The organism is Streptomyces scabiei 87.22 (assembly GCF_000091305.1).
GTDB classification, from domain to species: Bacteria; Actinomycetota; Actinomycetes; order Streptomycetales; family Streptomycetaceae; genus Streptomyces; species Streptomyces scabiei.
Window position 1 is genome coordinate 4416018 of sequence record NC_013929.1, and the last position, 25919, is coordinate 4441936.

Sequence of the window (25919 nt, forward strand, 5' to 3'; positions counted from 1 at the left end):
CCCCGCGCCCCTGAACTCGCGCCGTTCCCCGCCCCCTAAAGAGGCGCGGTCAGGTGGGCCTGAACCACCGGCGCCACCCTCCTGATGATCTGCTCCGGGTCCGCCGAGGCCAGCGGCTCGACCTTGATCACGTACCGCAGCATCGCGATGCCCACCAGCTGTGCGGCGGCCAGCTCGGCCCTCAGCTCCGCGTCCGGGCCCTCGATCCGGGCGGCGACGCGGCGCAGCAGCTGCGCCGAGACCAGACGGCGGAAGACGGTGGCCGCGACCTCGTTGTTCACGGCGGACCGGACGATCGCGAGCAGCGCGGCGCGGGTCGCCGGGTTCTCCCAGACCCCGAAGAAGAAGCGGGCCAGCCGCTCGCCCACCCCGTCGAGGGGGCCCTCGGCGATCGAGCCGGGTGCGCTCAGCAGCGGACCGAAGGCCACCTCGATGGACGCCTCGAACACCTGCTCCTTAGTGCCGAAGTAGTGGTGCACGAGCGCCGAGTCCACGCCCGCGGCCTTGGCGATGCCGCGTACGGACGTCTTGTCGTAGCCGCGTTCGGAGAACTCCTCCCGGGCGGCGGCGAGGATACGGTCGCGGGCCGCGGGCGTGTCGGCCGACTCCGTGCGGGAGGGCCGGCCCCGGCGGCGGGGGGTGGCGGAGGTCACGGTCGCGGGACCCGCACGGCGGAGGCGAGGTGCAGCCGGGTGAAGGCGAGGGCCTCCGCCAGGTCGGCCTCGCGCTCGGCGGCGGACATCGCGCGGCGGGTGTTGACCTCGATCACGACGTGGCCGTCGAAACCGCGCTGGGCGAGACGTTCCAGCAGTTCGGCGCAGGGCTGGCTGCCGCGGCCCGGGACGAGGTGTTCGTCCTTGGCCGATCCCCTGCCGTCGGCCATGTGCACATGGCCGAGGCGGTCGCCCATGCGGTCGACCATCTCCAGGGCGTCGGTGCGGGAGGTCGCGGAGTGGCTGAGGTCGATCGTGAAGTGCCGGTAGTCGTCCTTCGTCACGTCCCAGTCGGGGGCGTACGCGAGCATCTCGCGGTCGCGGTAGCGCCAGGGGTACATGTTCTCGACGGCGAACCGGACGTCCGTCTCGCCCGCCATCCGCCAGATTCCGGTGACGAAGTCGCGCGCGTACTGGCGCTGCCAGCGGAAGGGGGGATGGACGACGACCGTGCTCGCGCCGAGCTTCTCGGCGGCGGCCTGGGCGCGCTGGAGCTTGACCCACGGGTCGGTGGACCACACCCGCTGGGTGATCAGCAGACACGGCGCGTGGACGGCGAGGATGGGGATCTGGTGGTAGTCGGAGAGGCGGCGCAGGGCCTCCAGGTCCTGGCTGACCGGGTCGGTCCAGACCATGACCTCCACGCCGTCGTAGCCCAGGCGCGCGGCGATCTCGAAGGCCATGGCCGTCGACTCCGGGTATACGGAGGCCGTGGACAGGGCGACCTTCGCATCCGGGATCCGTACGGGTTCTGCCACGCGGGACAGCCTACGGGGTGGGGCGGGTCGGGTGGGGCTGGGGGCGGTGCGCCCGGGCGCCGCGGGGGTGAGGGTGCGTCGGCGGGTGCGGGTCCGGTGGGGCCTCTCGCGCGGTTCCCCGCGCCCCTGGAGAAGCAGGGGCTGCGCCCCCGTGCTTTCAAGCCCGCGGGGCCCCTCCTGTCCCCTGCCCCCTACGCCGTCCCCATGTGGTCCAGGCGTCGCAGGATCACGCCCTCCCGCAGTGCCCAGGGGCAGATCTCCAGCGTCTCCACCTCGAAGAGGTCCATCGCGGCCTCGGCCACCAGCGCCCCCGCGAGGAGCTGGTTGGCGCGGCCCTCGGAGACGCCGGGGAGCGCGGCGCGCTGGGCCGTGGTCATGCCGGCGAGCTTGGGGACCCAGGACTCCAGGGAGTCGCGCTTGAGGTCGCGCTGGACGTAGAGCCCCTCCGTGGAGCGGGCCGCGCCGCCGATGCGGGCGAGCTGCTTGAAGGTCTTGGAGGTGGCGACCACGTGGTCGGGCGCGCCGAACCGGCTGAACTCCCCGACCGTGCGGGCTATCTGGGCCCGGACGTGGCGGCGCAGCGCCCGGACGTCGTCCGGGGTGGCCGGATCGCCGGGCAGCCAGCCGGCGGTGAGACGGCCCGCGCCGAGCGGGAGCGAGGCGGCGGCGTCCGGCTCCTCGTCTATGCCGTACGCGATCTCCAGGGAGCCGCCGCCGATGTCGAGGACGAGGAGCTTGCCGGCCGACCAGCCGAACCAGCGGCGGACCGCGAGGAAGGTCAGCCGGGCCTCCTCGGAGCCGGTGAGGACCTGCAGTTCGACGCCGGTCTCGTCCTGGACCCGGGCGAGGACCTCGTCGGCGTTGCTGGCCTCGCGCACGGCGGAGGTCGCGAACGGGAGCAGTTCCTCCACGCCCTTGTCCTCGGCGGCCTGGAGCGCCTCGTGGATGACGGCGATGAGTTTCTCGACCCCTTCGGGACCGATGGCCCCGGCCTCGTCGAGCAGTTGGGCAAGGCGTAGCTCCACCTTGTACGAGTGCGCGGGCAGGGGGCGTGCGCCCGGGTGTGCGTCCACCACCAGCAGATGCACCGTGTTCGATCCCACGTCGAGGACACCGAGTCTCATGGGCGGAACGCTACTGCCAGCCGGGCCGTGCGAGGTCCTCGATGCGGTCTCCGGCGCCGTACCCTGGACGGGTGCCAAAGACGAAAAAGGCAAAGGCCGACAAGTCGGCAGCGCAGGCGGCCGTGACCGGCGACTCTTCGCGGGCGAGGGCGGAGACCAGGCCGGCCAGGTCGGCGAAGGGCTCGGCGGAGCCCGCCGCGCCGGACGAGAAGGGGCTCGACTTCGCGCGCGCGTGGGTGGAGTTCCCTGATCCGGCGGACGACGAGCAGGTCTTCCGCTGCGATCTGACGTGGCTGACCTCGCGCTGGAACTGTGTCTTCGGCAGCGGCTGCCAGGGCATCCAGGCCGGCCGTGCCGCCGACGGGTGCTGCAGCCTGGGCGCCCACTTCTCGGACGAGGACGACGAGAAACGCGTCGCCGGGCATGTGGCGAGGCTCACTCCGGAGATCTGGCAGTTCCACGACGTGGGCACGGAGACCGGCTGGGTCTCCAAGGACGAGGACGGCGACCGCCAGACCCGCCCGTACAAGGGGTCGTGCATCTTCCAGAACCGCCCGGGTTTCGCCGGGGGCGCGGGCTGCTCGCTGCACATCCTGGCGCTGCGGGAGGGCCGTGAGCCGCTGGAGACCAAGCCGGACGTCTGCTGGCAGCTGCCGATCCGGCGTACGTACGACTGGATCGACCGGCCCGACGACACGCGGGTGCTGCAGGTGTCGATCGGCGAGTACGACCGCCGGGGCTGGGGTCCGGGCGGTCACGACCTGCACTGGTGGTGCACGTCGGCGACCTCGGCGCACGGCGCGGGCGACCCGGTGTACGTGTCCTACCGGCCCGAGCTGGTCGAGCTGATGGGCAAGGCGGGCTACGACCGCCTGGTCGAGCTGTGCGAGCAGCGGCTGGCGTCCCGCCTGCCGCTGGTGGCACCCCATCCGGCGGACCCGCCGGGTCCCGCTCGGCCGTAGCCGGAGCGGGCCGGGCGGGACGGAGCCCGCGCTGCGGGGTGCACGCGGGCGGCGCGGCCGGCGAGCCGACGACCTCGGATCGGGTGCGGCGGCTCGTACGGGCCGTCGTGCGCCTGCCCTGCTCCAAAAGCCCTGCCGCCCGCCCCGCGACCGTCTCCCGTCGTCCCTACGAGGCCGGTGGGGGGTCGCCTCCGCCGTCGTTCGGGGGTGCGGTCGGGCCCGGGGGGTCCGTGGGGGTCTGGTCGGTGGGTGCCGGGGTCGGGCCGGGCTGGGTCGGGCCGGTGGGCGTGGGGTCCGGGTCGGGTGCCGGGGGCGGAGGCGTGGGCTTCGGCGGGCCCGGGTCGGGGTCCGGCGGGGTGGGCCGGGTGTCGACGGGGGGCGTCGGCAGCGGGCCGTAGCCCTCGATCGTCACCACGGCTCCCGACGGGGCGAGCGAGACCTCCGCCGTCCAGTACCCGGCGGGCTCGCTGAGCTGGTCGACGTACACCTTGATCGTCGTGGACGCGCCGGGTTCCAGGGTGCCCGAGGAGCGGCTGAGGTAGAGCCAGTCGGCGCCGGTGCGGGCGGACCAGCGCACGGGTGAGTCGCCGGTCGCCCTGAGGGTGACGAGGGTGGTGTCGCCGTCGTTCGCGGCGGTGACGGAGAGCGCGCCCCGCCCCTTCCCCTGGGTGACCTCCACGGTCACGTCGTCCGCGGCGCCCTTGCCGGCGCGGTGGCCGGGCCTGCTGCGGGCGTTGCCGGCGTTCTCGTAGGTGTCGCCGCCGCCCTCGCCGAGGGTGCCGTCGCCGTCGCCCTGTTCCTCGCCCGCGCTGACGGAGCGGCCGTCGGCGCCCTCGCCGATGAGGGGGGCGCCCCGGTAGGCGGCCCAGAGGGCGAAGACGGGCGCGGCGACGACGGTGGCCACGACGGTCGTCGTGACGGCACGCGCGCGCAGCCGGTCTCGGCGGGCGGCGCGGTCCCTCGGGTCCATGGGGAAGCCGCGCCGGTCGAAGCGGGGGCCGCCGCGACGCGCGCGCGTGGGGTGCGCCGTCGCGGGAGCGAGGGCTGCGCGCGGTGCTTCGAGGACGGGCAGCGCGGCGGGCGTGACGCTGGTGCCGGGCCAGTGGCCGGGGACGGCGCGCTCGGCGGCGCGACGGCAGACGGGGCAGTCGTCGACGTGCCGGACGAGTTCGCGGCGCAGGGCGGCGCTCAGGACGAAGGGCTGGTCACCGGCGAGGCGGGAGACGCCGGGGCAGGCACCGCTCTCCACGACGGCCAGGGCCGCCCTGGTGCGCTCCACCTCGCAGGCGGCGGAGGCGAGCAACTCCCGCGCGGCGGCCGGTTCCATCCCCAGCACGTCGGCGACCTCGGGCGCGGTGAGCTGGTGCCGGACGGCCAACTCCAGTGCCTCGCGCTGCTCGGGTGTGGTGCCGGCGGCCTCCGGCCAGGCGAGCCGGGCCAGTTCACGCCGGCGCCGCCGCTCCTCGTCCTCGGAGAGGGCGGCGGACCCGGCGGCGGCCTGGGGGGCGCGCGGGGACGCGGTCGCGCTTCCGTGTGCCGGCGGACGTCCCGTGGCGTGCGTGCCGGGCCGTTTCTGGCGGACCTCGGTGAGCCCGCGCAGACAGGCCCAGCGGGCCAGCGCGTACAGCCGGGCCCGGCGGCCGTCGGCGTCGTCCGGGCCCCGGCGGCGCTCGGCGAGCGCGAGGACGTCCGCCAGGGCGGCGGTCGCGGCGTCGTGGTCGCACAGCACGGACATGCAGTAGGTGAACAGGCCGTCCAGGTACGGCTCGTAGCGCGGCGGCGTGCGCTGCGCCACCGCCCGCGCGGCCGCCCGATCACGCGCCTCGCTGTACATGCGGTGCGCGCCGGTGGTGCGGGTCGAGGTTTCCGGACTGATGCTCATCATTCATGGACGGTAGGCGCCCGGAAGCTGCCCCTTCTCGCCCCTTCGGCACTTTTACTCCGTACGGGTGAAACGATCCCTCATAAGGGGACAGGAACCCCGGGTTCCGGCGACATCCCGCCAACGTTGTGCAGTTTGTTGACCGCAGAAAGCGGCACGCCTAAGTTCCCAGGGGTCCAAGTTACTTCCAGGTACGCCGAGTCAGGAGCCCCACTCTCATGACCGCACGCACCCGCCGTACACGCCTCCCCCACGCACCCGCCGCACGCGCGGCCACCGCCCTGGCGGCCGCCGTCGTCCTCGCGCTGACCAGCGGCTCCGTCTCGACGGCCGCTCCCCGGGCCGCCGCGCCCGCCGCCGAGCGGCTCACCGGCACCCTCCCGGACGGTGCCGCCTGGATCGCGGACGTGCCGGAGGACTGGAACGGCACCTTGATCGTGTTCAGCCACGGCTTCGGCGGCACCGCGCCCCAGAACGCGCCCAGCGAGGCGGTACGCCTGCGGCTCCTCGACGAGGGCTACGCGCTCACCGGCTCGTCCTACGACGTGAGCGAGACCCTCTGGGCCCTGGAGAGCGCCGAGCGCGACCAGGTCGCCACCGTCGCGGCCGTCACCGACAGGATCGGCGAACCCGCCCGCACGCTCTCCGTCGGGCAGTCCATGGGCGGCCTGGTCAACGCCCGGCTCGCGCGCTCCGGCGCCGGCGGGATCGACGGCGCCCTCGGCCTCTGCGGGCTGGTGGCCGGCGCCAACGACCTGCACACCTACCAGCTCGACGCCGAGTACACGATCGCCCGGCTGCTGCTCCCGGACACCCCGGTGAAGCTGGTGGACTTCGCCTCCGAGGCCGAGGGCGCCACGACCGGCCGGCAGCTCACCGACGCCGCGGTCGCCGCGCAGCGCACCCCCGAGGGCCGCGCCCGTGTCGCCCTCGCCGCCGCATACCTCAACCTGCCCGCCTGGGCACCCGGCAAGCAGCGTCCGGCCGCCGGCGACCGGGAGGAGCAGCAGGCCCAGCAGTACGCGTGGCTCGCGCAGGGCGTCCTCAACCGCGTCGAACCCGCCCGCTACCACCTGGAGAAGGCCCTCGGCGGCAACAACTCCGGGAACAAGGGCGTCGACTACGCGCGCGTGCTCGCCGCCTCCCAGCACGCGCCCCTGGTCAGGGCCCTGTACCGGAAGGCCGGCCTCGACCTGCGCGCCGACCTGCGGAACCTGACCTCCCACGCCACTGTCACCGCCGACCCGTCCGCCGTCGCGGCCGGCGAACGCACCTCCTCCGCCGGCCAGGGCCTCGCGGTCCCGCTCCTGGACGTCCACACCGTCGCCGACGACCTGGTCCCCGTCGAACAGGAATCCCGCTTCGCCGCACGCGTGCGCGCCTCCGGTGACGCCGCGCTGCTGCGCCAGGCCTACGTCGAACGCCAGGGCCACTGCGCCTTCACCACCGCCGAGACCGTCGCCGCCCTGCAGGCCCTGGAGTCCCGCCTGGACGCCGGCCGCTGGGGCGCCTCGGCGACCCCGGGCGCCCTCCAGACCGCCGCACTCGCCCTCGGTCTCGACGGCGCCGCCTACGTCCCGTACCGCCCTGCCGCCCTGACGATCGGCCCCCGCCGCTAGGTTGCCCTGCCCGGGTCACGGCACCGGAACCGGAGTACCGGCGTCGGTGTCAGTGCCCTCCGTTACGGTTCGTGCATGGCTGCCCGTACGAAAACCGCGAAGGACCGGCCGTCCTACCGCTGCACCGAGTGCGGCTGGCAGACGGCCAAGTGGCTCGGCCGCTGCCCCGAATGCCAGGCGTGGGGCACGGTCGACGAGTACGGCACGCCGGCCGTCCGTACGACCGCCCCCGGCCGGGTCACCACCTCCGCCGTGCCCATCGGACAGGTCGACGGCCGCCAGGCCACCGCCCGCACCACCGGGGTCCCGGAGCTGGACCGGGTCCTCGGCGGCGGCCTGGTCCCCGGCGCCGTGGTCCTGCTCGCGGGCGAGCCGGGCGTCGGCAAGTCCACCCTGCTGCTCGACGTCGCCGCCAAGGCCGCCGACGCCGAGAACCCGACCCTCTACGTCACGGGCGAGGAGTCCGCGAGCCAGGTGCGTCTGCGGGCCGACCGGATCGGCGCCCTGCACGACCACCTCTACCTCGCCGCCGAGACCGACCTCTCCGCCGTGCTGGGCCACTTGGACGCGGTGAAGCCGTCCCTGCTGATCCTCGACTCGGTCCAGACCGTCGCCTCGCCCGAGATCGACGGCGCCCCCGGCGGCATGGCCCAGGTCCGCGAGGTCGCCGGCGCCCTGATCCGCGCGTCCAAGGAGCGCGGCATGTCGACGCTCCTGGTGGGCCATGTCACCAAGGACGGGGCCATCGCCGGCCCCCGTCTCCTCGAACACCTCGTCGACGTGGTCCTGCACTTCGAGGGCGACCGGCACGCGCGCCTGCGCCTGGTCCGCGGCGTCAAGAACCGCTACGGCGCCACGGACGAGGTCGGCTGCTTCGAGCTGCACGACGAGGGCATCACCGGCCTCACCGACCCCAGCGGCCTCTTCCTCACCCGCCGCGACGAGCCCGTCCCCGGCACCTGCCTGACCGTCACCCTGGAGGGCCGCCGCCCGCTGGTCGCGGAAGTGCAGTCGCTCACAGTCGACTCGCAACTGCCCTCCCCCCGCCGTACGACGTCCGGCCTGGAGACCTCGCGGGTCTCGATGATGCTCGCGGTCCTGGAGCAGCGCGGCCGGATCAGCGCCCTCGGCAAGCGGGACATCTACTCGGCGACGGTCGGCGGCGTGAAGCTCTCGGAACCCGCCGCGGACCTCGCGATCGCCCTGGCCCTGGCCTCGGCGGCGACCGACACCCCCCTGCCCAAGAACCTCGTGGCGATCGGTGAGGTGGGCCTCGCGGGCGAGGTCAGACGGGTCACGGGCGTCCAGCGCCGGCTGTCCGAAGCCCACCGCCTGGGGTTCACGCACGCGCTCGTCCCGTCCGATCCGGGCAAGGTTCCTCCCGGTATGAAGGTGCTGGAAGTGGCCGACATGGGAGACGCGCTGCGGGTACTGCCGCGATCCCGTCGGCGAGAGGCCCCACGGGACGAGGAGGAGCGCCGGTAGACTTTGCCCAGGTCTCGCCCGTCCGTACGAACCACGCGTGCGAAACGGGAGCGCCCCCAACCCGCGACCGGAGGAGTGCAGTGGCAGCCAACGACCGGGCAGCAGCTCCCGGAAAGTCCGGCGGGAGCTCCGGTGCCGATGGCCTGATGCGCGCCTCACTGAGCGCCGTGGCACCAGGTACGGCCCTGCGCGACGGGCTGGAGCGGATTCTCCGCGGCAACACCGGCGGGCTCATCGTGCTCGGCTTCGACAAGACCGTCGAGCCGATGTGCACCGGCGGTTTCGTCCTGGACGTCGAGTTCACGGCCACCCGTCTGCGGGAGCTGTGCAAGCTCGACGGCGGCATCGTGCTCTCCTCGGACCTCTCCAAGATCCTCCGGGCGGGCGTGCAGCTGGTCCCCGACCCGACGATCCCCACCGAGGAGACCGGCACCCGGCACCGCACGGCCGACCGGGTGAGCAAGCAGGTCGGCTTCCCGGTCGTCTCGGTCTCCCAGTCGATGCGACTGATCGCGCTGTACGTCGACGGCCACCGGCGGGTCCTGGAGGACTCGGCGGCGATCCTGTCCCGCGCGAACCAGGCCCTGGCGACCCTGGAGCGGTACAAGCTCCGGCTGGACGAGGTGGCCGGCACCCTCTCCGCGCTGGAGATCGAGGACCTGGTCACGGTCCGGGACGTGTCGGCGGTCGCCCAGCGCCTGGAGATGGTCCGCCGCATCGCCACCGAAATCGCCGAATACGTGGTCGAACTGGGCACGGACGGCCGTCTTCTGGCCCTCCAGCTCGACGAGCTGATCGCGGGCGTCGAGCCGGAGCGCGAACTGGTCGTGCGGGACTACGTCCCCGAGCCGACGGCCAAGCGCTCCCGCACGGTCGACGAGGCCCTGCGCGAACTCGACGCCCTCGCCCACTCGGAGCTCCTCGAACTGCCCACCGTCGCCCGCGCCCTCGGCTACACCGGCTCCCCGGAAGGCATGGACTCCGCGGTCTCCCCGCGCGGCTACCGCCTCCTGGCCAAGGTGCCCCGTCTGCCCGGTGCCATCATCGACCGCCTCGTGGAGCACTTCGGCGGTCTCCAGAAGCTCCTGGCCGCCAGCGTCGACGACCTCCAGACGGTCGACGGCGTGGGCGAGGCCCGCGCCCGCAGCGTCCGCGAGGGCCTGTCACGCCTGGCGGAGTCCTCGATCCTGGAGCGGTACGTCTAGCCACGTCCGGACGGACCGGGCAGCGGTGGCGGTGCGGTGCGGTGCGGCCGACGGTACGTCCCGGGGCGCGCCCCCGCCCGGCCCCGTCCGTCAGTCCTTCTCCAGTACGAACGACGCCCTGGCGGTGGCGAGCCCCGGAGCCTTCGCCTCCAGCAGGTACGTCCCCGCGGCTGCCGAACCCGCCGACGGTGTCGCGCAGTTGGGCGCGCTGGGGTCGCGGTTCCACTCCAGGGTGTAGGTGACCCGGTCCCCGGCCGGCACCCGGAACAACAGGCTGCCCGCGGTCTCGTGGCAGTCGTCGGACGCCCAGAACGCGTCGTCCCCGTCGGCCGCGGTGATCGTCACCACCGTGTTGTCCGGCCCGAGATCGAGCTTGCAGTCACCGCCGGAGGAGTTGCGCGCGATCAGCTCGAACGTGGGCTTCACCCCGGGCGCGTAGGCGTTGTGCACACTGCGTACGGTCAACTTCACCGCTCCGGCGGTGCAGTTGGGCAGGCTCGACCCCGCCTCGACCTGCTCCCCGGAACTGCTCCCGTTCTTGCCGCCGTCGTCCGACGTGCCCCCGCCCGTGGTGCCGGACCCGCCGTCGGACCCTCCGGAACCGGAACCCGAACCGGAGCCGGACCCCGAACCGGAGCCCGAACCGTCCCCGCCCGCGCTCGACTCGTCGCCCGACTCGTCCCGCCCGCCCGGCGCTTCACTGATCGCGGGACCGGAATCCGACGGGCCGGGGGTGATCGAGGTGACGGGGTTCTTGCCGTCGGGCTCCCCCGCGTTGTTCCCGCCGCCCCCGCCGCCGGTGACGATCCAGACGACCAGGATCGCCAGCAGACCGACGACGGTCAGCAGAACGGCCCTCCGTCGCCAGTAGATGGTGGAGGGAAGCGGCCCGATCGGATTGCGCAGAGATCCCACGGCGCAAACTGTACGAGAGATCGAGCCCTTCACCGGCCCCACCCGCCGCCCGAAACCTCAACTTTTCCGGATCATCATCCCGGTCGTTCCCCTCACCGCCCCGACGGAACGCCACATGATCGCTTTACGTGATCACACGACCCGTGCGGGCACCCTCCGTGACCGCTCCGGTGCCTCGCCCGCAGTGTGAACTTCCGCGCCCCACAGATCCGTTCATGGTCCCGCAATCCCCGGCTGACACAATCTCCCCATCACCGCGAAGTGTGTCGAAGTGCTGGGAGAGGACCATGGACGGATCCGTGGAGGACGGTGTCACCGCGTCGGCGCCGAGGCCGTTGCGCAAGCTCGGGTTCCTGACCATCGGGCTGTTCGACGAGGACGATCCGCGCCGGGGTCACGAGTCGACGCTGGAGATCATCGAGTTGGGTGAGCGGCTCGGCTTCGACAGCGCGTGGCTGCGCCACCGTCATCTTCAGTACGGCATCTCCTCCCCCGTCGCCGTCCTGGCGGCGGCCTCGCAGCGCACCAGCCGCATCGAACTGGGTACCGCCGTCATCCCGTTGGGCTGGGAGAACCCGCTGCGGCTCGCCGAGGACCTGGCCACGGTCGACCTGCTCTCCGGAGGCCGGCTCAACCCGGGGATCAGCGTCGGGCCCCCGATGCACTACGACAGCGTCAAGGCTGCGCTCTACCCGGACACCGCCGACGCGGAGGACTTCGGCTTCGAACGCGTCCGGCGGCTCCTGGGGTTCGTCCGGGGCGAGAAGGCGGGCGAGTTCAGCGGCACCGAGGGGTTCGAGGTCTTCTCCGACCGGGTGCAGCCGCAGTCCCCCGGGCTGGGCGGCCGTATGTGGTACGGCGGCGGCAGCCTCCGGTCGGCGCGGTGGGCCGGTGAGAACCGGATGAACTTCCTGACCAGCAGCGTGGTGAAGGCCGAGGGGGAGACGACCGGGGCGGTGGACTTCGCCGCCGTCCAACTCTCCCACATCCGGGAGTTCCGGGCGCACCACCCGGACGGGGAGGCGGCCCGGGTGTCTCAGGGGCTCGTCGTCATCCCCACCGACTCGGCGACGCCGGAGCAGCGCGCCAAGTACGAGGCGTACGCGGCGAAGCGGCTGCCCCGGACCGCCGCGCCGCAGGGCCCGGCGCGGATGCTGTTCGCGCCGGACCTGGTGGGCACGTCGGCGGAGATCGCCGAGCGGTTGCGGGCCCAGGTCGCGTTCCGGGAGGTCGACGAGGTCGCGTTCGCGCTGCCGTTCACTTTCGAGCACGAGGACTACGTCCAGATCCTGACGGACGTCGCGACGAAGCTGGGGCCTGAGCTGGGGTGGCGGGCGGGCGGGTGAGGGGGCGCTCCGCTTGGGTGGGGGGCGCCTCTTCGCTCGGGGGTTCGGGTGCGTCGGCGGGTGCGGGTGCGTGGGGCTTCTCGCGCAGTTCCCCGCGCCCCTAAAAGCCCAGGCCCCGCAGGCCTGAAAGCCCAGGCCTCGGGGGCCTCGAGGGCGGCCGGTGTGGACGCTGAAAAGCACGGGGCGCAGCCCCGGCTTTTCAGGGGCGCGGGGAACTGCGCGACCAGCCCTCACTCACCCGCACCCGACAACGCACCCGCCGACGAACCCCAGACACCCCCCACCAGAAGCCACCGCCACCAGAACCCGCATGGCAGGATCGACCGTGCCATGACTGCACCCACGAAGCCCCAGAGCAGCCCAGCCACCGCAACCCCCACCCCGGCCCCCTCGGCCGCACCCACCACCCTGCACACCCCGGTGATCTCCTGGTTCGAGACGCACGCCCGTGACCTGCCCTGGCGGCGCCCGGAGGCCGGCCCCTGGGGGGTGATGGTCAGCGAGTTCATGCTCCAGCAGACGCCGGTCAACCGCGTCCTGCCCGTCTACGAACAGTGGTTGGCGCGCTGGCCGCGCCCCGCGGACCTCGCGAAGGAACCGCCGGGCGAGGCGGTCCGCGCCTGGGGCCGGCTCGGATACCCGCGCCGCGCCCTGCGGCTGCACGGCGCCGCGGTGGCCATAACGGAACGGCACGGCGGGGACGTACCCCGGGACCACGCGCAGCTCCTCGCGCTGCCGGGGATCGGCGAGTACACGGCCGCGGCGGTGGCGTCCTTCGCCTACGGCCAGCGGCACGCCGTGCTCGACACGAACGTGCGGCGGGTCCTCGCCCGCGCGGTCAGCGGCACGCAGTACCCGCCGAACGCGACCACGGCCGCCGAACGGAAGCTGGCCCGCGCGCTGCTGCCCGAGGACGACGGCACGGCGTCCCGCTGGGCGGCCGCGTCGATGGAGCTGGGCGCGCTGGTGTGCACGGCGAAGAACGAGACGTGCGGGCGCTGCCCCATCGCCGGGCAGTGCGCGTGGCGGCTGGCCGGGAAGCCCGCGCACGAGGGGCCGGCGCGGCGCGGCCAGACGTACGCCGGTACCGACCGGCAGGTCCGCGGCAAGCTCCTCGCCGTCCTGCGGGACGCGATCGCGCCCGTACCGCAGGCGGTCCTCGACCGGGTGTGGGACGAGCCGGTGCAGCGCGCCCGCGCGCTCGACGGGCTGGTCTCCGACGGTCTGGTGGAGCCCCTGCACGGCGGCCTCTACCGGCTGCCCCTCACCTGACGGCCGGCCCGCCGTACGTCACGGGCCACGCACGGCCGGGGCCCGACCGCGACACGGACCGCGCCCGCGCCGGACGGGGCGAAACGGCACATCACCATCCCAAAGCGTGGAGCGCTTTACCCCGTTCCTCCTTCTGTTACACAACCGACGGACAGCCGAGCGTTCACCGCAGGCTGGTTCGGACGTCCCCGTGACAACCCCTCCGTAGCTTCATTGGCGTACCGCAGGAACCCGCGAAACGTACCGGCGGGCCGGGCGGCACGAGCGGATCGCACCAGCGAGACGAAGCGGCGGACACCCGGCGCCGCGCCACGGCGCGGAGCCGGAAACGGGGACGGAGGCGGTTGATCATGGCGCACGGCGAGGTGCTCGAATTCGAGGAGTACGTCCGTACCCGGCAGGACGCGCTGCTGCGCAGCGCCCGTCGGCTCGTGCCGGACCCGGTCGACGCCCAGGACCTGCTGCAGACCGCGCTGGCGCGGACGTACGGCCGCTGGGAGGGCATCGCGGACAAGCGGCTGGCGGACGCCTATCTGCGCCGGGTCATGATCAACACGCGGACGGAGTGGTGGCGGGCCCGGAAGCTGGAGGAGGTCCCGACCGAGCAGCTGCCGGACGCGCGCATCGAGGACTCCACCGAGCAGCACGCCGACCGCGCCCTGCTGATGGACATCCTGAAGGTGCTGGCGCCCAAGCAGCGCAGCGTCGTGGTGCTGCGACACTGGGAGCAGATGTCCACGGAGGAGACGGCCGCCGCCCTCGGCATGTCGGCCGGCACCGTCAAGAGCACGCTCCACCGTGCGCTGGCCCGGCTCCGTGAGGAGCTGGAGTCGCGGGACATCGACGAGCGTGCCGCCCGCGCGTTCGAAGCGAGCGAGGAGCAGGAGCGTTGCGCGGCCTGAGTACAGCGGCCGGCCCGGGACCAGGGGTCCGGCAGGCGTCGAAGGCGGTGATCACGGCGGTGACCGTGTTCGCCGCCCTCGGCCTTTTCGTCTCCGCCTGCGGCACGGGCGGCACCGGTGCCCGGGACGAGGGACCGGCGGACAACGACTCCCTCGCGGCGGGCGCGGCCTCGCCCTCCCTGTCCGCGTCGGTCGACGGCGACAGCGACAGCGACGGTGATCACCCGAGTGTCGACGAGGTCGTCCGCATGGTCCGCGCGGACCCGGAGGTCAGCCGGACCGTCAAGAGCGATCTGAAGCCGTGCGTGGCCGACGAGTACCCGGTGGACGTGTCCTACGGGAACCTGACCGGGGGCTCCGGCGACGACCTCGTGGTCAACGTGATGACCTGCGCGGACGCCGTCGGGGTCGCGTCGTACGTGTACCGCTCGGAGAAGGGGACGTACCGGAGCGTGTTCCTCTCCGAACAGCCGCCCGTCTACGCGGAGATCGACCGGGGAGACCTCATGGTCACCCGGCAGCTGTACGAGAACGGCGACCCGTCGTCCTACCCGTCCAGCGAGGAGGTCACGACCTACCGCTGGATCAAGGACGGCTTCGTCCAGCGCTCCAGCACGCGCACCGAGTACAGCAGCGCGGTGGGCGGCGCGGAGACGGCGACCCCCGAGACGGGCTGACCCGGGCGCAGGGCAGCGTGCCGCGCACGAACGACCAGACCGGTTCCGTCCCACCCCGACCGAGAGCGAGCGAGATCACCGGATGGCAGAGCAGACCCATGTCCTGTTCGTCGAGGACGACGACGTGATCCGCGAGGCCACTCAGCTCGCACTGGAGCGCGACGGCTTCGCGGTCACGGCCATGCCCGACGGACTGTCGGGGCTGGAGGCGTTCCGCGCGGACCGGCCCGACATCGCGCTGCTGGACGTCATGGTGCCGGGTCTGGACGGGGTCTCCCTGTGCCGCCGCATCCGTGACGAGTCGACCGTGCCCGTGATCATGCTCTCGGCGCGTGCCGACTCCATCGACGTGGTGCTGGGCCTGGAGGCGGGCGCCGACGACTACGTGACCAAGCCGTTCGACGGAGCCGTCCTGGTCGCCCGGATCCGTGCGGTGCTGCGCCGCTTCGGGCACGCGAGCGGCGGTGACACCAGGGCCGAGGAGGCCGGGGCCGCGAGCACCGGCGGGGTGCTCACCTTCGGCGAACTGGTCATCGACACCGAGGGCATGGAGGTCCTGAAGTCCGGTGTGCCGGTGGCGCTGACGCCGACCGAGATGCGGCTCCTGCTGGAGTTCTCGTCGGCCCCCGGCACGGTCCTCTCCCGTGACAAGCTGCTCGAACGCGTGTGGGACTACGGCTGGGGCGGCGACACCCGGGTCGTCGACGTCCACGTCCAGCGGCTCCGCGCGAAGATCGGCCAGGACCGTATCGAGACGGTCCGCGGCTTCGGCTACAAGCTCAAGGCCTGAGCGGGGCGGGGCGAGATGAACACGAGGGGGATACGAGGAGGGCCGGAGCCGGCGCCCGCGGGCGTCGTCGGCCGACGGCCCGGCGCGGGGCTCGCCTCGGGCATCCGCACCGGTCTGCGGTGGCAGCTGAGCGCGGCGATCGCGCTGGTCGGGGCTTTGGTGGCGATCGCGCTGAGCCTGGTCGTGCACAACGCGGCGCGGGTGTCGATGCTCGACAACTCGCGCGACCTCGCCGACGAGCGCATCCAGGTCGCCCAGCGCATGTACGAGTCGGGCCGCCCGCTGAAGTCCGGCGCCTTCGGCGTGCAGCTCGACGACCCGGACATCCCCAAGGACCTGCTGGCCAAGGTCGCGGAGGGCCGCCGCGCCACCTATGTGACCGAGGGCCGCAACGGGGTGCCCGACATCTGGGCGGCCGTTCCGCTGAAGGACAAGCGGGTCCTGTCCCTGCACACCGACTTCACCGATCACAGCTCCGCGGTGCTGCGCGACCTCGACCAGGCGCTGCTCATCGGTTCGATCGCGGTCGTCTTCGGCGGCTCGGCCCTCGGGGTGCTCATCGGCGGCCAGATGTCCCGCCGGCTGCGCAAGGCGGCCGCCGCCGCGCACCAGGTGGCCAAGGGCGAGTCGGACGTACGGGTGCGGGACGCGATCGGCGGTGTCGTACGCGACGAGACGGCCGAGCTGGCGTGGGCCGTGGACGCCATGGCCGACACCCTGCGGCAGCGCATCGAGGCGGAGCGGCGGGTGACGGCGGACATCGCGCACGAGCTGCGCACGCCGGTGACCGGTCTGCTCACGGCCGCGGAGCTGCTGCCGCCGGGCCGCCCCTCCGAGCTGGTCCGCGACCGGGCGCAGGCGATGCGCACCCTCGTCGAGGACGTGCTGGAGGTGGCCCGCCTCGACGGGGCCTCCGAGCGGGCCGAGCTGCAGGACATCATGCTGGGCGAGTTCGTGGCCCGGCGGGTGGCGGCGAAGGACGCGGACGTGCGGGTGCGGGTCGTGCACGAGTCGGAGGTGACCACGGATCCCCGCCGCCTCGAACGTGTCCTGCTGAACCTTCTGGCGAACGCGGCCAAGCACGGCAGGCCGCCGATCGAGGTGTCCGTCGAGGGCCGGGTCATCCGGGTCCGCGACCATGGGCCCGGCTTCCCCGAGGACCTGCTCGCGGACGGCCCGCGCCGCTTCCGCACCGGTGCCTCCGACCGTGCGGGGCAGGGGCACGGCCTCGGGCTCACGATCGCCGCCGGGCAGGCCCGCGTTCTCGGTGCCCGGCTCACCTTCCGCAACGTCCGCCCGCCCGGTTCCCCGGAGGGCGTCCCGGCCGAGGGCGCGGTAGCGGTCCTGTGGCTCCCGGAACACGCCCCCACGAACACGGGCAGCTATCCGATGCTGCCGGCTTCGCTGGACGGGGCGGGCTGAAGCGTGGGTGGGTGCGGGTCCGGTGAGGGCTGGTCGCGCAGTTCCCCGCGCCCCTAAAAACCCAGGCCCCTGCGGGCCTGAAAAGCACGGGGCGCAGCCCCTGCTTTTCAGGGGCGCGGGGAACTGCGCGAGAAGCCCCACGCACCCGCACCCGCACCCGCACCCGCACCCGCACCGAACCCCCCGAGCTCTCCCGCGCACCCGGGGGGAACGGCCCGATCAGACCCCTGCCGCCTCCTTCGCCTCGGCCCCACCGGCACCCGCACCGGCGGAGTCCACCGCCGACGGCCCCCCGGCCCCCCGCAGCGGCACCTCCTTCACGAACACCGCGGCCACCAGCGCCACCACGGACACGACCGCCCCCAGCAGGAACGCCGAGTGCGTCCCGGAAGCCACCGCGTACTGGTACGCCTCCCGCGCCGCCGCAGGCAGCTTCGCCAGGCTCGCCGCGTCCAGCTGAGCCGACCGCTCGGTCAGCTGGGACCCCAGCGCCCCGGCCCGCTCGGCCATCACGTCCTGGACCCGGCTGTTGAACAGCGCCCCCATGATCGCGACCCCGAACGAGGACCCGAGCGTGCGGGCCAGCGTGGTCGTGGACGAGGCGACACCCATGTCCTTCATCTCGACACTGTTCTGCGCGACCAGCATGGTGATCTGCATCAGGCATCCCATGCCGGCGCCCAGCACGGCCATGTACACCCCGGACGTCAGCCGGCTCGTACCGGTGTCCATCTGGGCCAGCAGGAACAGGCCCACCATCATCAGGACGCTGCCGACGACCGGGAACACCTTGTAGCGGCCGCTTCCCGTGGTCACCCGTCCGGCCACCATCGACACCGCGAGCATCGCGCCCAGCATCGGCAGCAGCAACAGCCCGGAGTTGGTCGCGGACGCCCCCTGCACGGACTGCTGGAACAGCGGCAGGAACAGCACCGCGCCGAACATCACGAAGCCGGTGAAGAAACCGATCAGGGACATCAGCGTGAAGTTCCGGCTGCGGAAGATGTGCAGCGGGATCACCGGCTCGGCCACCCGCTTCTGCACGAACAGGAAGCCGACCAGCGAGGCCACACCCAGCGCGATCAGCTCCATGACGACGGCCGACCCCCAGGCGTACTCGGTTCCGCCCCACGTCGTGACCAGCACGATCGCCGTGATGCCGACGGTCAGCAGGGCCGCACCCAGGTAGTCGATGTCCCGCGCCGACCGCCCGTCCCGCGACGGCTTCGGCAGGTGCAGTACGGCGCTGATGGCGACCAGCGCCACGACCCCGAGCGGCAGGTTGATGTAGAAGGACCAGCGCCAGCCCCAGTGGTCGGTGATGGACCCGCCCACCAGCGGTCCGGCGATCATGGCCAGAGCCATGACACCGGCCATCATCCCCTGGTACTTGCCGCGCTCACGCGGCGGAATCAGGTCGCCGATGATCGCCATGACGCCGACCATCAGCCCGCCGGCGCCGAGTCCCTGCACCGCGCGGAACGCGATCAGCTGGCCCATGTCCTGGGCCATACCGCTCAGCGCCGAACCGATCAGGAAGATCACGATCGAGGTCATGAAGATGCGCTTGCGGCCGTAGAGGTCGCCGAGCTTGCCCCAGATCGGGGTGGAGGCGGCGGTCGCCAGCGTGTAGGCGGTCACGACCCAGGAGAGATGTTCCAGACCCCCCAGCTCGCCCACGATCGTCGGCATCGCGGTGCCGATGATCATGTTGTCGAGCATCGCCAGCAGCATGGCGATCATCAGCGCGAGCAGGACCACCCGCACACTGCGCGGCTGCGGTCCGTCCTTGCCGGACCCACCGCTCACGTCGTTCTTCGTCTCCGCATCCATCGCGGTCCTCCACTCCCCCCGGAGCCACCGAGTACTTACTTGCCGACCGGCTAGTTGTCTACACTAAGGGAAGCTAGGCCCCTAACTAGCCGGGCGTCAAGTAAGTTCGACCGGCTTGGTCGAGGCTTGACCGGTGCAGGACCTTCCGTGACGGCGAGGAGTACGAGGATGAGCGACCCGACAGCGGACGCGACGGGCGCGGCGGACGTGGCGGGCGCGGCGGACGTGCCCCACGGAGCGCCCGCGCCGGCGGCGAAACGGCAGCGCCGCGGCGACACCCGCCAGCGCATCCAGGACGTCGCCCTCGAACTCTTCGCCGAGCAGGGTTACGAGAAGACCTCACTGCGGGAGATCGCCGAACGCCTCGACGTGACGAAGGCGGCGCTGTACTACCACTTCAAGACCAAGGAAGACATCCTCGTCAGCCTCTTCCAGGATCTGCAGCGGCCGATCGACGAGCTGATCGACTGGGCCGGCACCCAGCCGCGCACCCTCGACACCAAGCGCGAGATCCTGCGCCGCTACAGCGTGGCCCTCGTCGACGTGGCCCCCCTGTTCCGCTTCATGCAGGAGAACCAGGCGACGGTGCGCGAGCTGAGCGTCGGCGAGACGTTCAAGGACCGCATGCTCCGGCTGATCGACTCCATCAAGGAACCCGACGCCGCCCTGACCGACCAGGTCCGCTGCACCAGCGCCCTGTTCACCATGCACGCCGGCATGTTCGTCCTCCGGGACGTCGAGGGCGACCCCGAGGAGAAGCGCAAGGCGGTCCTGGAGGTCGCGATCGACCTGGTGACCCAGGCACACCGCGGAACCGGGGATGCCTGAAGCCCGTCGTCTCCGGGTAGACCCGCAGAGCTTTCGGGAGTCTCCCGGACACCCGCACGAGGAGGCCCGCGTGAACGCCGAGGACCACGCCCGGATGACCGACGAGGAGCGCGCCGCCCGCGACCGCAGAAGCCACCGCATCGCCCTCGCCGTCACCGTGGCGGTCGGAATCGTGTCGCTCCTGATCATGGTCTGGCTCAACGACTACTACGCCGACACTCCGATGTGCGGCACGGGCCAGGACTACGGCCCGTGCTGAAGGGCCACGGCCCGAGGCGCGAGCGACTCAGACCTTGACGCCCTTGGTCCGCAGGAAGGCGACCGGGTCGATGGCGGAGCCGTAGTTCGGAGTCGTACGGATCTCGAAGTGCAGGTGCGGCCCGCTGGAGTTACCGGTGTTGCCGGAGAAGGCTATGCGCTGCCCGGTCTTCACGACCTGGCCGACCTTCACGCCGACCTTGGACAGGTGGGCGTACTGCGAGAACGTGCCGTTGCCGTGCTTGATGACGACGGCGTTGCCGTACGCCGGACCGTCACCGGCGCCGTTGCCGCCGGCCTTCACGACGGTGCCGCCGTGCGCGGCGGCGACGGCCGTACCGCTCTTGACGGCGAAGTCCTGACCGCTGTGCTTGGCGGACCACATGTTGCCGGCCTGCGCGAAGCGCGCGCTCAGCTTGTAGCCCTTGACGGGGCTCACCCAGGAGACCGCCTTCTTGGCGGCGGCGGCCTGGACGGTGGCGGTGCCGGCGCTCGTGGCCTGGGCACCACCGGCGGCGGCCGCGACCCCGGCCCCCAGCACACCCGAGACACCCACGCCCACGGCCATCACGGCGGCGCGGACGCGGAGCTGGGACATACCGGAACGGGGAGTGCGAACACGCTGCGACATGGAGTACCTCACGGGGGACGGAGACAGGGGAACGTGCCTCGACGGACACGCGTCCCACCCGGCGCACTTCTGCGTCCGCCGAACGGGACACCCCTTGGTACCCCGACGCCCCGAAACGCCTCAAACATGTGACCTACGACGGAAAGTCGTAGATATCCCGCAATCACACCTCACATTGACATCACCCCCTAAACCGCCCCTCACCTGCACAGCACGAACCGAATCCCTCACCCCGAGACCCGAATGTCCGTTTTGCCCGACGATCTCTCGCCACTATTCCGCCTAGTACCGGACAAAAGACCTGTGCGGCTCGTCACCGATAACGGCCGGAAAGCACGCGCGCATGTGACGGCGACTACGAGGTCCGCGTCACTCATTTCCCTGCCGACGCCCCAACCCGACAACCAGGAGCACTCCCCGGCACGGCAAAAAGGGGCTGCCCCGGGACCGAAGTCCCGGGGCAGCCCCTTGTCGCTTTGCTCAGGCCGAGCGCAGCGGTTACGCGTCCTTGCTCAGGTTCGGGCCCGCACCGCCGGCCGCCTGCTCGATCGGCGGGACGTCCGGCAGCGCCGACTTCTCCTCACCCCGGAAGGTGAAGGTGGCCGCGTCGCCCTCGCCCTCGGTGTCCACGACCACGATGTGGCCGGGGCGCAGCTCGCCGAAGAGGATCTTCTCGGAGAGGGTGTCCTCGACCTCGCGCTGGATGGTGCGACGCAGCGGTCGCGCACCCAGCACCGGGTCATAGCCCTTCTTGGACAGCAGTTCCTTCGCGGCCTGGGAGAGCTCGATGCCCATGTCCCGGTCCTTGAGGCGCTCGTCGACCTTGCCGATCATCAGGTCGACGATCTTGAGGATGTCCTCCTGCGTCAGCTGCGGGAAGACGACGACGTCGTCGACACGGTTGAGGAACTCGGGCCGGAAGTGCTGCTTCAGCTCGTCCGAGACCTTGTTCTTCATGCGCTCGTAGTTGGTCTTCTTGTCGCCCGAGGCCGCGAAGCCCAGGTTGAAGCCCTTGGAGATGTCCCGGGTGCCGAGGTTGGTCGTCATGATGATGACCGTGTTCTTGAAGTCCACGACCCGGCCCTGCGAGTCGGTCAGGCGACCGTCCTCCAGGATCTGCAGCAGCGAGTTGAAGATGTCCGGGTGGGCCTTCTCGACCTCGTCGAAGAGGACGACGGAGAACGGCTTGCGGCGGACCTTCTCGGTCAGCTGGCCGCCCTCTTCGTAGCCCACGTAACCGGGGGGCGAACCGAAGAGACGGGAGACCGTGTGCTTCTCGCTGAACTCCGACATGTCGAGGGAGATCAGCGCGTCCTCGTCACCGAAGAGGAACTCGGCGAGCGCCTTGGACAGCTCGGTCTTACCGACACCGGACGGGCCGGCGAAGATGAACGAACCACCGGGGCGCTTCGGGTCCTTGAGGCCCGCACGCGTACGACGGATCGCCTTCGACAGCGCCTTGACGGCGTCGACCTGGCCGATGACCCGCTTGTGGAGCTCGTCCTCCATGCGCAGCAGACGCGAGGACTCCTCCTCGGTCAGCTTGAAGACCGGGATGCCGGTGGCGGTCGCGAGGACCTCGGCGATCAGCTCGCCGTCGACCTCGGCGACGACGTCCATGTCGCCGGCCTTCCACTCCTTCTCGCGCTTGGCCTTGGCGGCCAGGAGCTGCTTCTCCTTGTCGCGCAGGGAGGCGGCCTTCTCGAAGTCCTGCGAGTCGATCGCGGACTCCTTGTCGCGGCGGACGCCGGCGATCTTCTCGTCGAACTCGCGGAGGTCCGGCGGCGCGGTCATCCGGCGGATGCGCATCCGGGAGCCGGCCTCGTCGATCAGGTCGATCGCCTTGTCCGGGAGGAAGCGGTCCGAGATGTACCGGTCGGCGAGCGTCGCCGCCTGCACCAGGGCCTCGTCCGTGATGGAGACGCGGTGGTGCGCCTCGTACCGGTCACGGAGGCCCTTGAGGATCTCGATGGTGTGCGGGAGCGAGGGCTCGGCGACCTGGATGGGCTGGAAGCGGCGCTCCAGGGCCGCGTCCTTCTCCAGGTGCTTGCGGTACTCGTCCAGCGTGGTGGCACCGATGGTCTGCAGTTCACCGCGGGCCAGCATCGGCTTCAGGATCGAGGCGGCGTCGATGGCGCCCTCGGCGGCACCCGCACCGACCAGCGTGTGCAGCTCGTCGATGAACAGGATGATGTCGCCGCGGGTGCGGATCTCCTTGAGGACCTTCTTCAGGCGCTCCTCGAAGTCACCGCGGTAGCGGGAGCCGGCGACCAGCGCGCCGAGGTCGAGGGTGTAGAGGTGCTTGTCCTTGAGGGTCTCGGGCACCTCGCCCTTGACGATGGCCTGGGCGAGGCCCTCCACGACGGCGGTCTTGCCGACGCCGGGCTCACCGATCAGCACCGGGTTGTTCTTGGTGCGGCGGGACAGCACCTGCATGACCCGCTCGATCTCCTTCTCGCGCCCGATGACCGGGTCGAGCTTGGACTCACGAGCGGCCTGGGTGAGGTTCCGGCCGAACTGGTCGAGGACCAGGGACGTCGAGGGGGTGCCCTCGGCGGGGCCGCCGGCGGTGGCGGTCTCCTTGCCCTGGTAACCGGAGAGCAGCTGGATGACCTGCTGCCGCACCCGGTTGAGATCAGCGCCCAGCTTGACCAGGACCTGGGCGGCGACGCCCTCGCCCTCACGGATCAGGCCGAGCAGGATGTGCTCCGTGCCGATGTAGTTGTGGCCCAGCTGAAGGGCCTCGCGGAGCGACAGCTCCAGGACCTTCTTGGCACGGGGGGTGAAGGGGATGTGGCCGGACGGAGCCTGCTGCCCCTGCCCGATGATCTCCTCCACCTGCTGGCGGACCGCCTCGAGCGAAATCCCGAGGCTCTCCAGGGCCTTAGCGGCGACACCCTCACCCTCGTGGATCAGGCCCAGGAGGATGTGCTCGGTGCCGATGTAGTTGTGGTTGAGCATCCGGGCTTCTTCCTGAGCCAGGACGACAACCCGCCGCGCGCGGTCGGTGAACCTCTCGAACATCGTTAATCGCTCCTCAGAGCGGTCAGGCAGTGAGGGGACGCTCCCCTCTCTGTCCTTCCGCAGCTTAGTCCCGCAAGCGGGGACCGCTCATTCCAACTGCCGACACCGTCCGGTTCACCTCCGCTCTCGCGGAGACAGAAGTTGCTGCCTCCTGGGTCCCGAACGCCGACATCTGCTCCAACCCGATGGTGCGAGACGATGTTCCCGCAGGCCAGGCAGTTACCCCCACCATCAGTACGCCGATGGCGAACGTGAGACGGCCTTTCCTGCGTGTCGCCCCCTCCCACTAGGGATGTCTTACCCGTAGGGACTGACACTCCATGCCGGATGCACCGGTTCCCTCCGCTAAGGGCGAACATCCTTGCGCCGTCACTCATAGCCGAACGCCCCCTTTCCCGGTACTCCTCGCATTCGAGCAGATACCCAGCGTAACTCCGGGCCTCTTCGCACGGTTGCTCCTGACATGGCCATCGTCCCCCTTCCCCGCCGACCGCTCGACCCGAGCGACGTCCCGGGTGCCGTCGCCCGCGATGTCCCGGGTGATCCCGCGTGCGACGCGGTGCGGCGGTGGTACGAGAACGACCTCGGCTGGGCGACCCTGCCCGGGGCGCCCGTACACCTCATTACGGGCCTGCGCTTCGATGTGCTCGACGTACCGGAGGAAGCGGGCGTCGCGGCACTCAGGCATCTGGGTCCGGTGCCCGGTCCGGGCTCACCGGTGGCGCTGCGCGGCGGGCGGATGCTGCTGCTGGTCGCGGCGGGCTGCGCGGAGGAGCTGCCGGGCCTGCTGCAGTGGCTGGACTGGGGCGGCCTCGACCTGGACCTCACTGCCGTCGGAACGGGCGGTCACCTGGTGGCGCCGGCGCCACCGGGCGGGGCCGTGAGGCCGGTGGGCGGGCGCGGGGAGGCCGGTTCACAGGGGGCCGCCGTGTGGCTGCGGCCCCCCGAGCCGGGGTGCGAGATGGAACCCTCGCTGCCGAGCTTGTCGGCGCTGGGGGGCGGTGGGGTCGCCCCTGACCTCGTGCGGGTGGTGGACACGGTGGCGACGCACTGCCACCGCGTCCGGCTGCGGCGCGCGAGCACCGGGCCGTCGGAATCTCAGCCGTTGGCCTTCTCGTAGGCCTCGCGGATGGAGGCGGGGACGCGGCCGCGGTCGTTGACCTCGTAGCCGTTCTCCTTCGCCCAGGCGCGGATGGCCGCGGTGTCCTGGCTGCCGCCGGCGGCGGCACGGGCCTTGCCCCGTCCCCCCGCAGCACGGCCTCCGGTACGACGGCCGCCCTTGACGTAGGGGTCGAGCAGGCCACGGAGCTTGTCCGCGTTGGCGGTCGTGAGGTCGATCTCGTACGTCTTGCCGTCCAGCGCGAACGTGACGGTCTCGTCCGCCTCGCCGCCGTCGAGGTCATCGACAAGAAGGACCTGAACCTTCTGTGCCACCGGATTTCCTTTCATCGATAACTTCAGGGCCGAGGGCCTGCGGCGTGCACCGCTGTTTCGCGTCCCCTGTTATATGCAGTACTGCAGTACGTCGGAAAGCAAACCGCTTTTCCAGGAAAAACACAAACCCCTGGGAGAGACCGGGGAGAGACCGGGGAGAGGCGACCGAGAGGGCGGGGAGCCCCGGGAAGACCGGAAACATGCGCGTTTCGGACATAGGGCACCTGGGCAAGGAGCCCCGGTTGAATAGGGGCCGGGGTTCCCCGATGAACGTCTGCCTTCCTTGCGGATCGGCCGACGATCACAGATGCAGAAGCATCCGACTGTTGCCCAAGGTGTTCGGTTTCACCCGTTCGAGACCGAGGAACTCCGCGACGCCCTCGTCATAGGAACGCAGCAGCTCGGCGTAGACATCGGTGTCGACCGGAGTCTCGCCGATCTCCACGAAGCCGTGCTTCGCGAAGAACTCGACTTCGAAGGTCAGACAGAAAACCCGGCGAACACCCAGCCAGCGAGCGGTGTGGAGCAACTTCTCCAGCAACTGGTGGCCGACGCCGAGCCCCTTGGCGGCCGGGTTCACCGCGAGAGTGCGGACTTCCGCGAGGTCTTCCCACATCACGTGCAGCGCGCCGCAGCCGACGACCTCGGCGTTGTCGTCCCGTTCCGCGACCCAGAACTCCTGGAGGTCCTCGTAAAGGGTGACCGTCGCTTTGTCGAGCAGGATGCTGCGCTGGACGTACGAGTCGAGGAGGCGGCGTACGTGCGGGACATCGCTGGTCCGAGCCCGCCGGACGGTGATGGCTTTTGAGGTGACTTCGGGACTCGATGCTGGCATGAGC

At 71.7% G+C, this 25919-nt stretch carries 23 protein-coding genes; 13 read left to right on the plus strand and 10 right to left on the minus strand.

Annotated features, from left to right (window positions below; genetic code table 11):
• Positions 1–35: 35 nt before the first annotated feature.
• From SCAB_RS18685 to SCAB_RS18695, 3 genes are all read right to left on the minus strand, one after another.
• Positions 36–653, minus strand: a complete 618-nt coding sequence (locus SCAB_RS18685) for a TetR/AcrR family transcriptional regulator (protein WP_013001633.1) — start codon at positions 651–653, stop codon at positions 36–38.
• Positions 650–1471 (minus strand): sugar phosphate isomerase/epimerase family protein, encoded by an 822-nt coding sequence (locus tag SCAB_RS18690; RefSeq protein ID WP_013001634.1) that lies wholly within the window; start codon positions 1469–1471, stop codon positions 650–652. Before SCAB_RS18690 ends, SCAB_RS18685 begins: the two co-directional genes overlap by 4 nt.
• 191 nt (positions 1472–1662) lie before the next feature.
• Positions 1663–2595 (minus strand): Ppx/GppA phosphatase family protein, encoded by a 933-nt coding sequence (locus SCAB_RS18695; RefSeq protein ID WP_013001635.1) that lies wholly within the window; start codon positions 2593–2595, stop codon positions 1663–1665.
• A gap of 71 nt (positions 2596–2666) precedes the next feature.
• On the opposite strand from SCAB_RS18695, the gene SCAB_RS18700 reads away from it, so the two are divergent.
• The gene (locus tag SCAB_RS18700) at positions 2667–3557 is read left to right on the plus strand and encodes a hypothetical protein (RefSeq protein ID WP_037726230.1); all 891 of its coding nucleotides are present in this window, start codon (positions 2667–2669) and stop codon (positions 3555–3557) included.
• A gap of 166 nt (positions 3558–3723) precedes the next feature.
• On the opposite strand, the gene SCAB_RS18705 is transcribed toward SCAB_RS18700, so the two are convergent.
• Positions 3724–5442 (minus strand): BACON domain-containing protein, encoded by a 1719-nt coding sequence (locus SCAB_RS18705; protein ID WP_013001637.1) that lies wholly within the window; start codon positions 5440–5442, stop codon positions 3724–3726.
• 215 nt (positions 5443–5657) lie between these two features.
• Here SCAB_RS18705 and SCAB_RS18710 point away from each other — a divergent pair, with 215 nt between their 5' ends.
• The 3 genes from SCAB_RS18710 (at position 5658) to disA (ending at position 9748) form a co-directional block, all read left to right on the plus strand.
• Positions 5658–7058 (plus strand): hypothetical protein, encoded by a 1401-nt coding sequence (locus SCAB_RS18710; RefSeq protein ID WP_013001638.1) that lies wholly within the window; start codon positions 5658–5660, stop codon positions 7056–7058.
• Between the two features lie 75 nt (positions 7059–7133).
• On the plus strand, positions 7134–8543 hold the full coding sequence (gene radA, locus SCAB_RS18715; RefSeq protein WP_013001639.1) for a DNA repair protein RadA: 1410 nt from the start codon (positions 7134–7136) through the stop codon (positions 8541–8543).
• 80 nt (positions 8544–8623) lie between these two features.
• Positions 8624–9748 (plus strand): DNA integrity scanning diadenylate cyclase DisA, encoded by a 1125-nt coding sequence (gene disA / locus SCAB_RS18720; protein WP_037726228.1) that lies wholly within the window; start codon positions 8624–8626, stop codon positions 9746–9748.
• Positions 9749–9838: 90 nt separating this feature from the next.
• On the opposite strand, the gene SCAB_RS18725 is transcribed toward disA, so the two are convergent.
• Positions 9839–10663 carry a hypothetical protein gene (locus SCAB_RS18725; RefSeq protein WP_013001641.1) on the minus strand — a complete coding sequence of 275 codons (825 nt, stop codon included), beginning with the start codon at positions 10661–10663 and terminating at the stop codon, positions 9839–9841.
• Positions 10664–10950: 287 nt separating this feature from the next.
• Here SCAB_RS18725 and SCAB_RS18730 point away from each other — a divergent pair, with 287 nt between their 5' ends.
• The 6 genes from SCAB_RS18730 to cseC all read left to right on the plus strand — a co-directional run bounded on the left by SCAB_RS18730 (position 10951) and on the right by cseC (position 17072).
• Positions 10951–12009, plus strand: a complete 1059-nt coding sequence (locus SCAB_RS18730; protein WP_013001642.1) for an LLM class flavin-dependent oxidoreductase — start codon at positions 10951–10953, stop codon at positions 12007–12009.
• Between the two features lie 330 nt (positions 12010–12339).
• Positions 12340–13281 (plus strand): HhH-GPD family protein, encoded by a 942-nt coding sequence (locus tag SCAB_RS18735; RefSeq protein ID WP_013001643.1) that lies wholly within the window; start codon positions 12340–12342, stop codon positions 13279–13281.
• Between the two features lie 350 nt (positions 13282–13631).
• Positions 13632–14183, plus strand: coding sequence for a SigE family RNA polymerase sigma factor (locus tag SCAB_RS18740; protein WP_013001644.1), 552 nt, complete (start codon positions 13632–13634; stop codon positions 14181–14183).
• On the plus strand, positions 14171–14860 hold the full coding sequence (locus SCAB_RS18745; RefSeq protein WP_013001645.1) for a hypothetical protein: 690 nt from the start codon (positions 14171–14173) through the stop codon (positions 14858–14860). The genes SCAB_RS18740 and SCAB_RS18745 overlap by 13 nt, the downstream gene beginning before the upstream one ends.
• Positions 14861–14942: 82 nt before the next feature.
• Positions 14943–15650, plus strand: coding sequence for a two-component system response regulator CseB (gene cseB / locus SCAB_RS18750; RefSeq protein WP_013001646.1), 708 nt, complete (start codon positions 14943–14945; stop codon positions 15648–15650).
• Between the two features lie 15 nt (positions 15651–15665).
• Positions 15666–17072, plus strand: coding sequence for a two-component system sensor histidine kinase CseC (gene cseC / locus SCAB_RS18755; RefSeq protein ID WP_013001647.1), 1407 nt, complete (start codon positions 15666–15668; stop codon positions 17070–17072).
• 219 nt (positions 17073–17291) lie between these two features.
• Here the strand turns inward: cseC and SCAB_RS18760 are convergent, their stop codons facing one another.
• Positions 17292–18905 carry an MDR family MFS transporter gene (locus SCAB_RS18760; RefSeq protein WP_013001648.1) on the minus strand — a complete coding sequence of 538 codons (1614 nt, stop codon included), beginning with the start codon at positions 18903–18905 and terminating at the stop codon, positions 17292–17294.
• 168 nt (positions 18906–19073) lie between these two features.
• Here SCAB_RS18760 and SCAB_RS18765 point away from each other — a divergent pair, with 168 nt between their 5' ends.
• Complete coding sequence (locus SCAB_RS18765) at positions 19074–19733, plus strand: TetR/AcrR family transcriptional regulator (RefSeq protein WP_013001649.1); 660 nt, start codon at positions 19074–19076, stop codon at positions 19731–19733.
• Between the two features lie 70 nt (positions 19734–19803).
• On the plus strand, positions 19804–19992 hold the full coding sequence (locus SCAB_RS18770; RefSeq protein WP_037726218.1) for a hypothetical protein: 189 nt from the start codon (positions 19804–19806) through the stop codon (positions 19990–19992).
• A 27-nt stretch (positions 19993–20019) separates the two neighbouring features.
• Here the strand turns inward: SCAB_RS18770 and SCAB_RS18775 are convergent, their stop codons facing one another.
• Positions 20020–20622, minus strand: a complete 603-nt coding sequence (locus tag SCAB_RS18775) for a M23 family metallopeptidase (protein WP_013001651.1) — start codon at positions 20620–20622, stop codon at positions 20020–20022.
• 498 nt (positions 20623–21120) lie between these two features.
• Positions 21121–23646, minus strand: a complete 2526-nt coding sequence (locus SCAB_RS18780) for an ATP-dependent Clp protease ATP-binding subunit (RefSeq protein ID WP_013001652.1) — start codon at positions 23644–23646, stop codon at positions 21121–21123.
• A gap of 463 nt (positions 23647–24109) precedes the next feature.
• Here SCAB_RS18780 and SCAB_RS18785 point away from each other — a divergent pair, with 463 nt between their 5' ends.
• Positions 24110–24766, plus strand: coding sequence for an SCO3374 family protein (locus SCAB_RS18785; RefSeq protein WP_013001653.1), 657 nt, complete (start codon positions 24110–24112; stop codon positions 24764–24766).
• Here the strand turns inward: SCAB_RS18785 and SCAB_RS18790 are convergent.
• Positions 24745–25080, minus strand: a complete 336-nt coding sequence (locus SCAB_RS18790) for a histone-like nucleoid-structuring protein Lsr2 (protein ID WP_013001654.1) — start codon at positions 25078–25080, stop codon at positions 24745–24747. The two genes, SCAB_RS18785 and SCAB_RS18790, sit on opposite strands and share 22 nt — an antisense overlap.
• A 301-nt stretch (positions 25081–25381) precedes the next feature.
• Positions 25382–25915, minus strand: coding sequence for an amino-acid N-acetyltransferase (locus SCAB_RS18795; protein WP_013001655.1), 534 nt, complete (start codon positions 25913–25915; stop codon positions 25382–25384).
• Positions 25916–25919 lie beyond the last annotated feature (4 nt).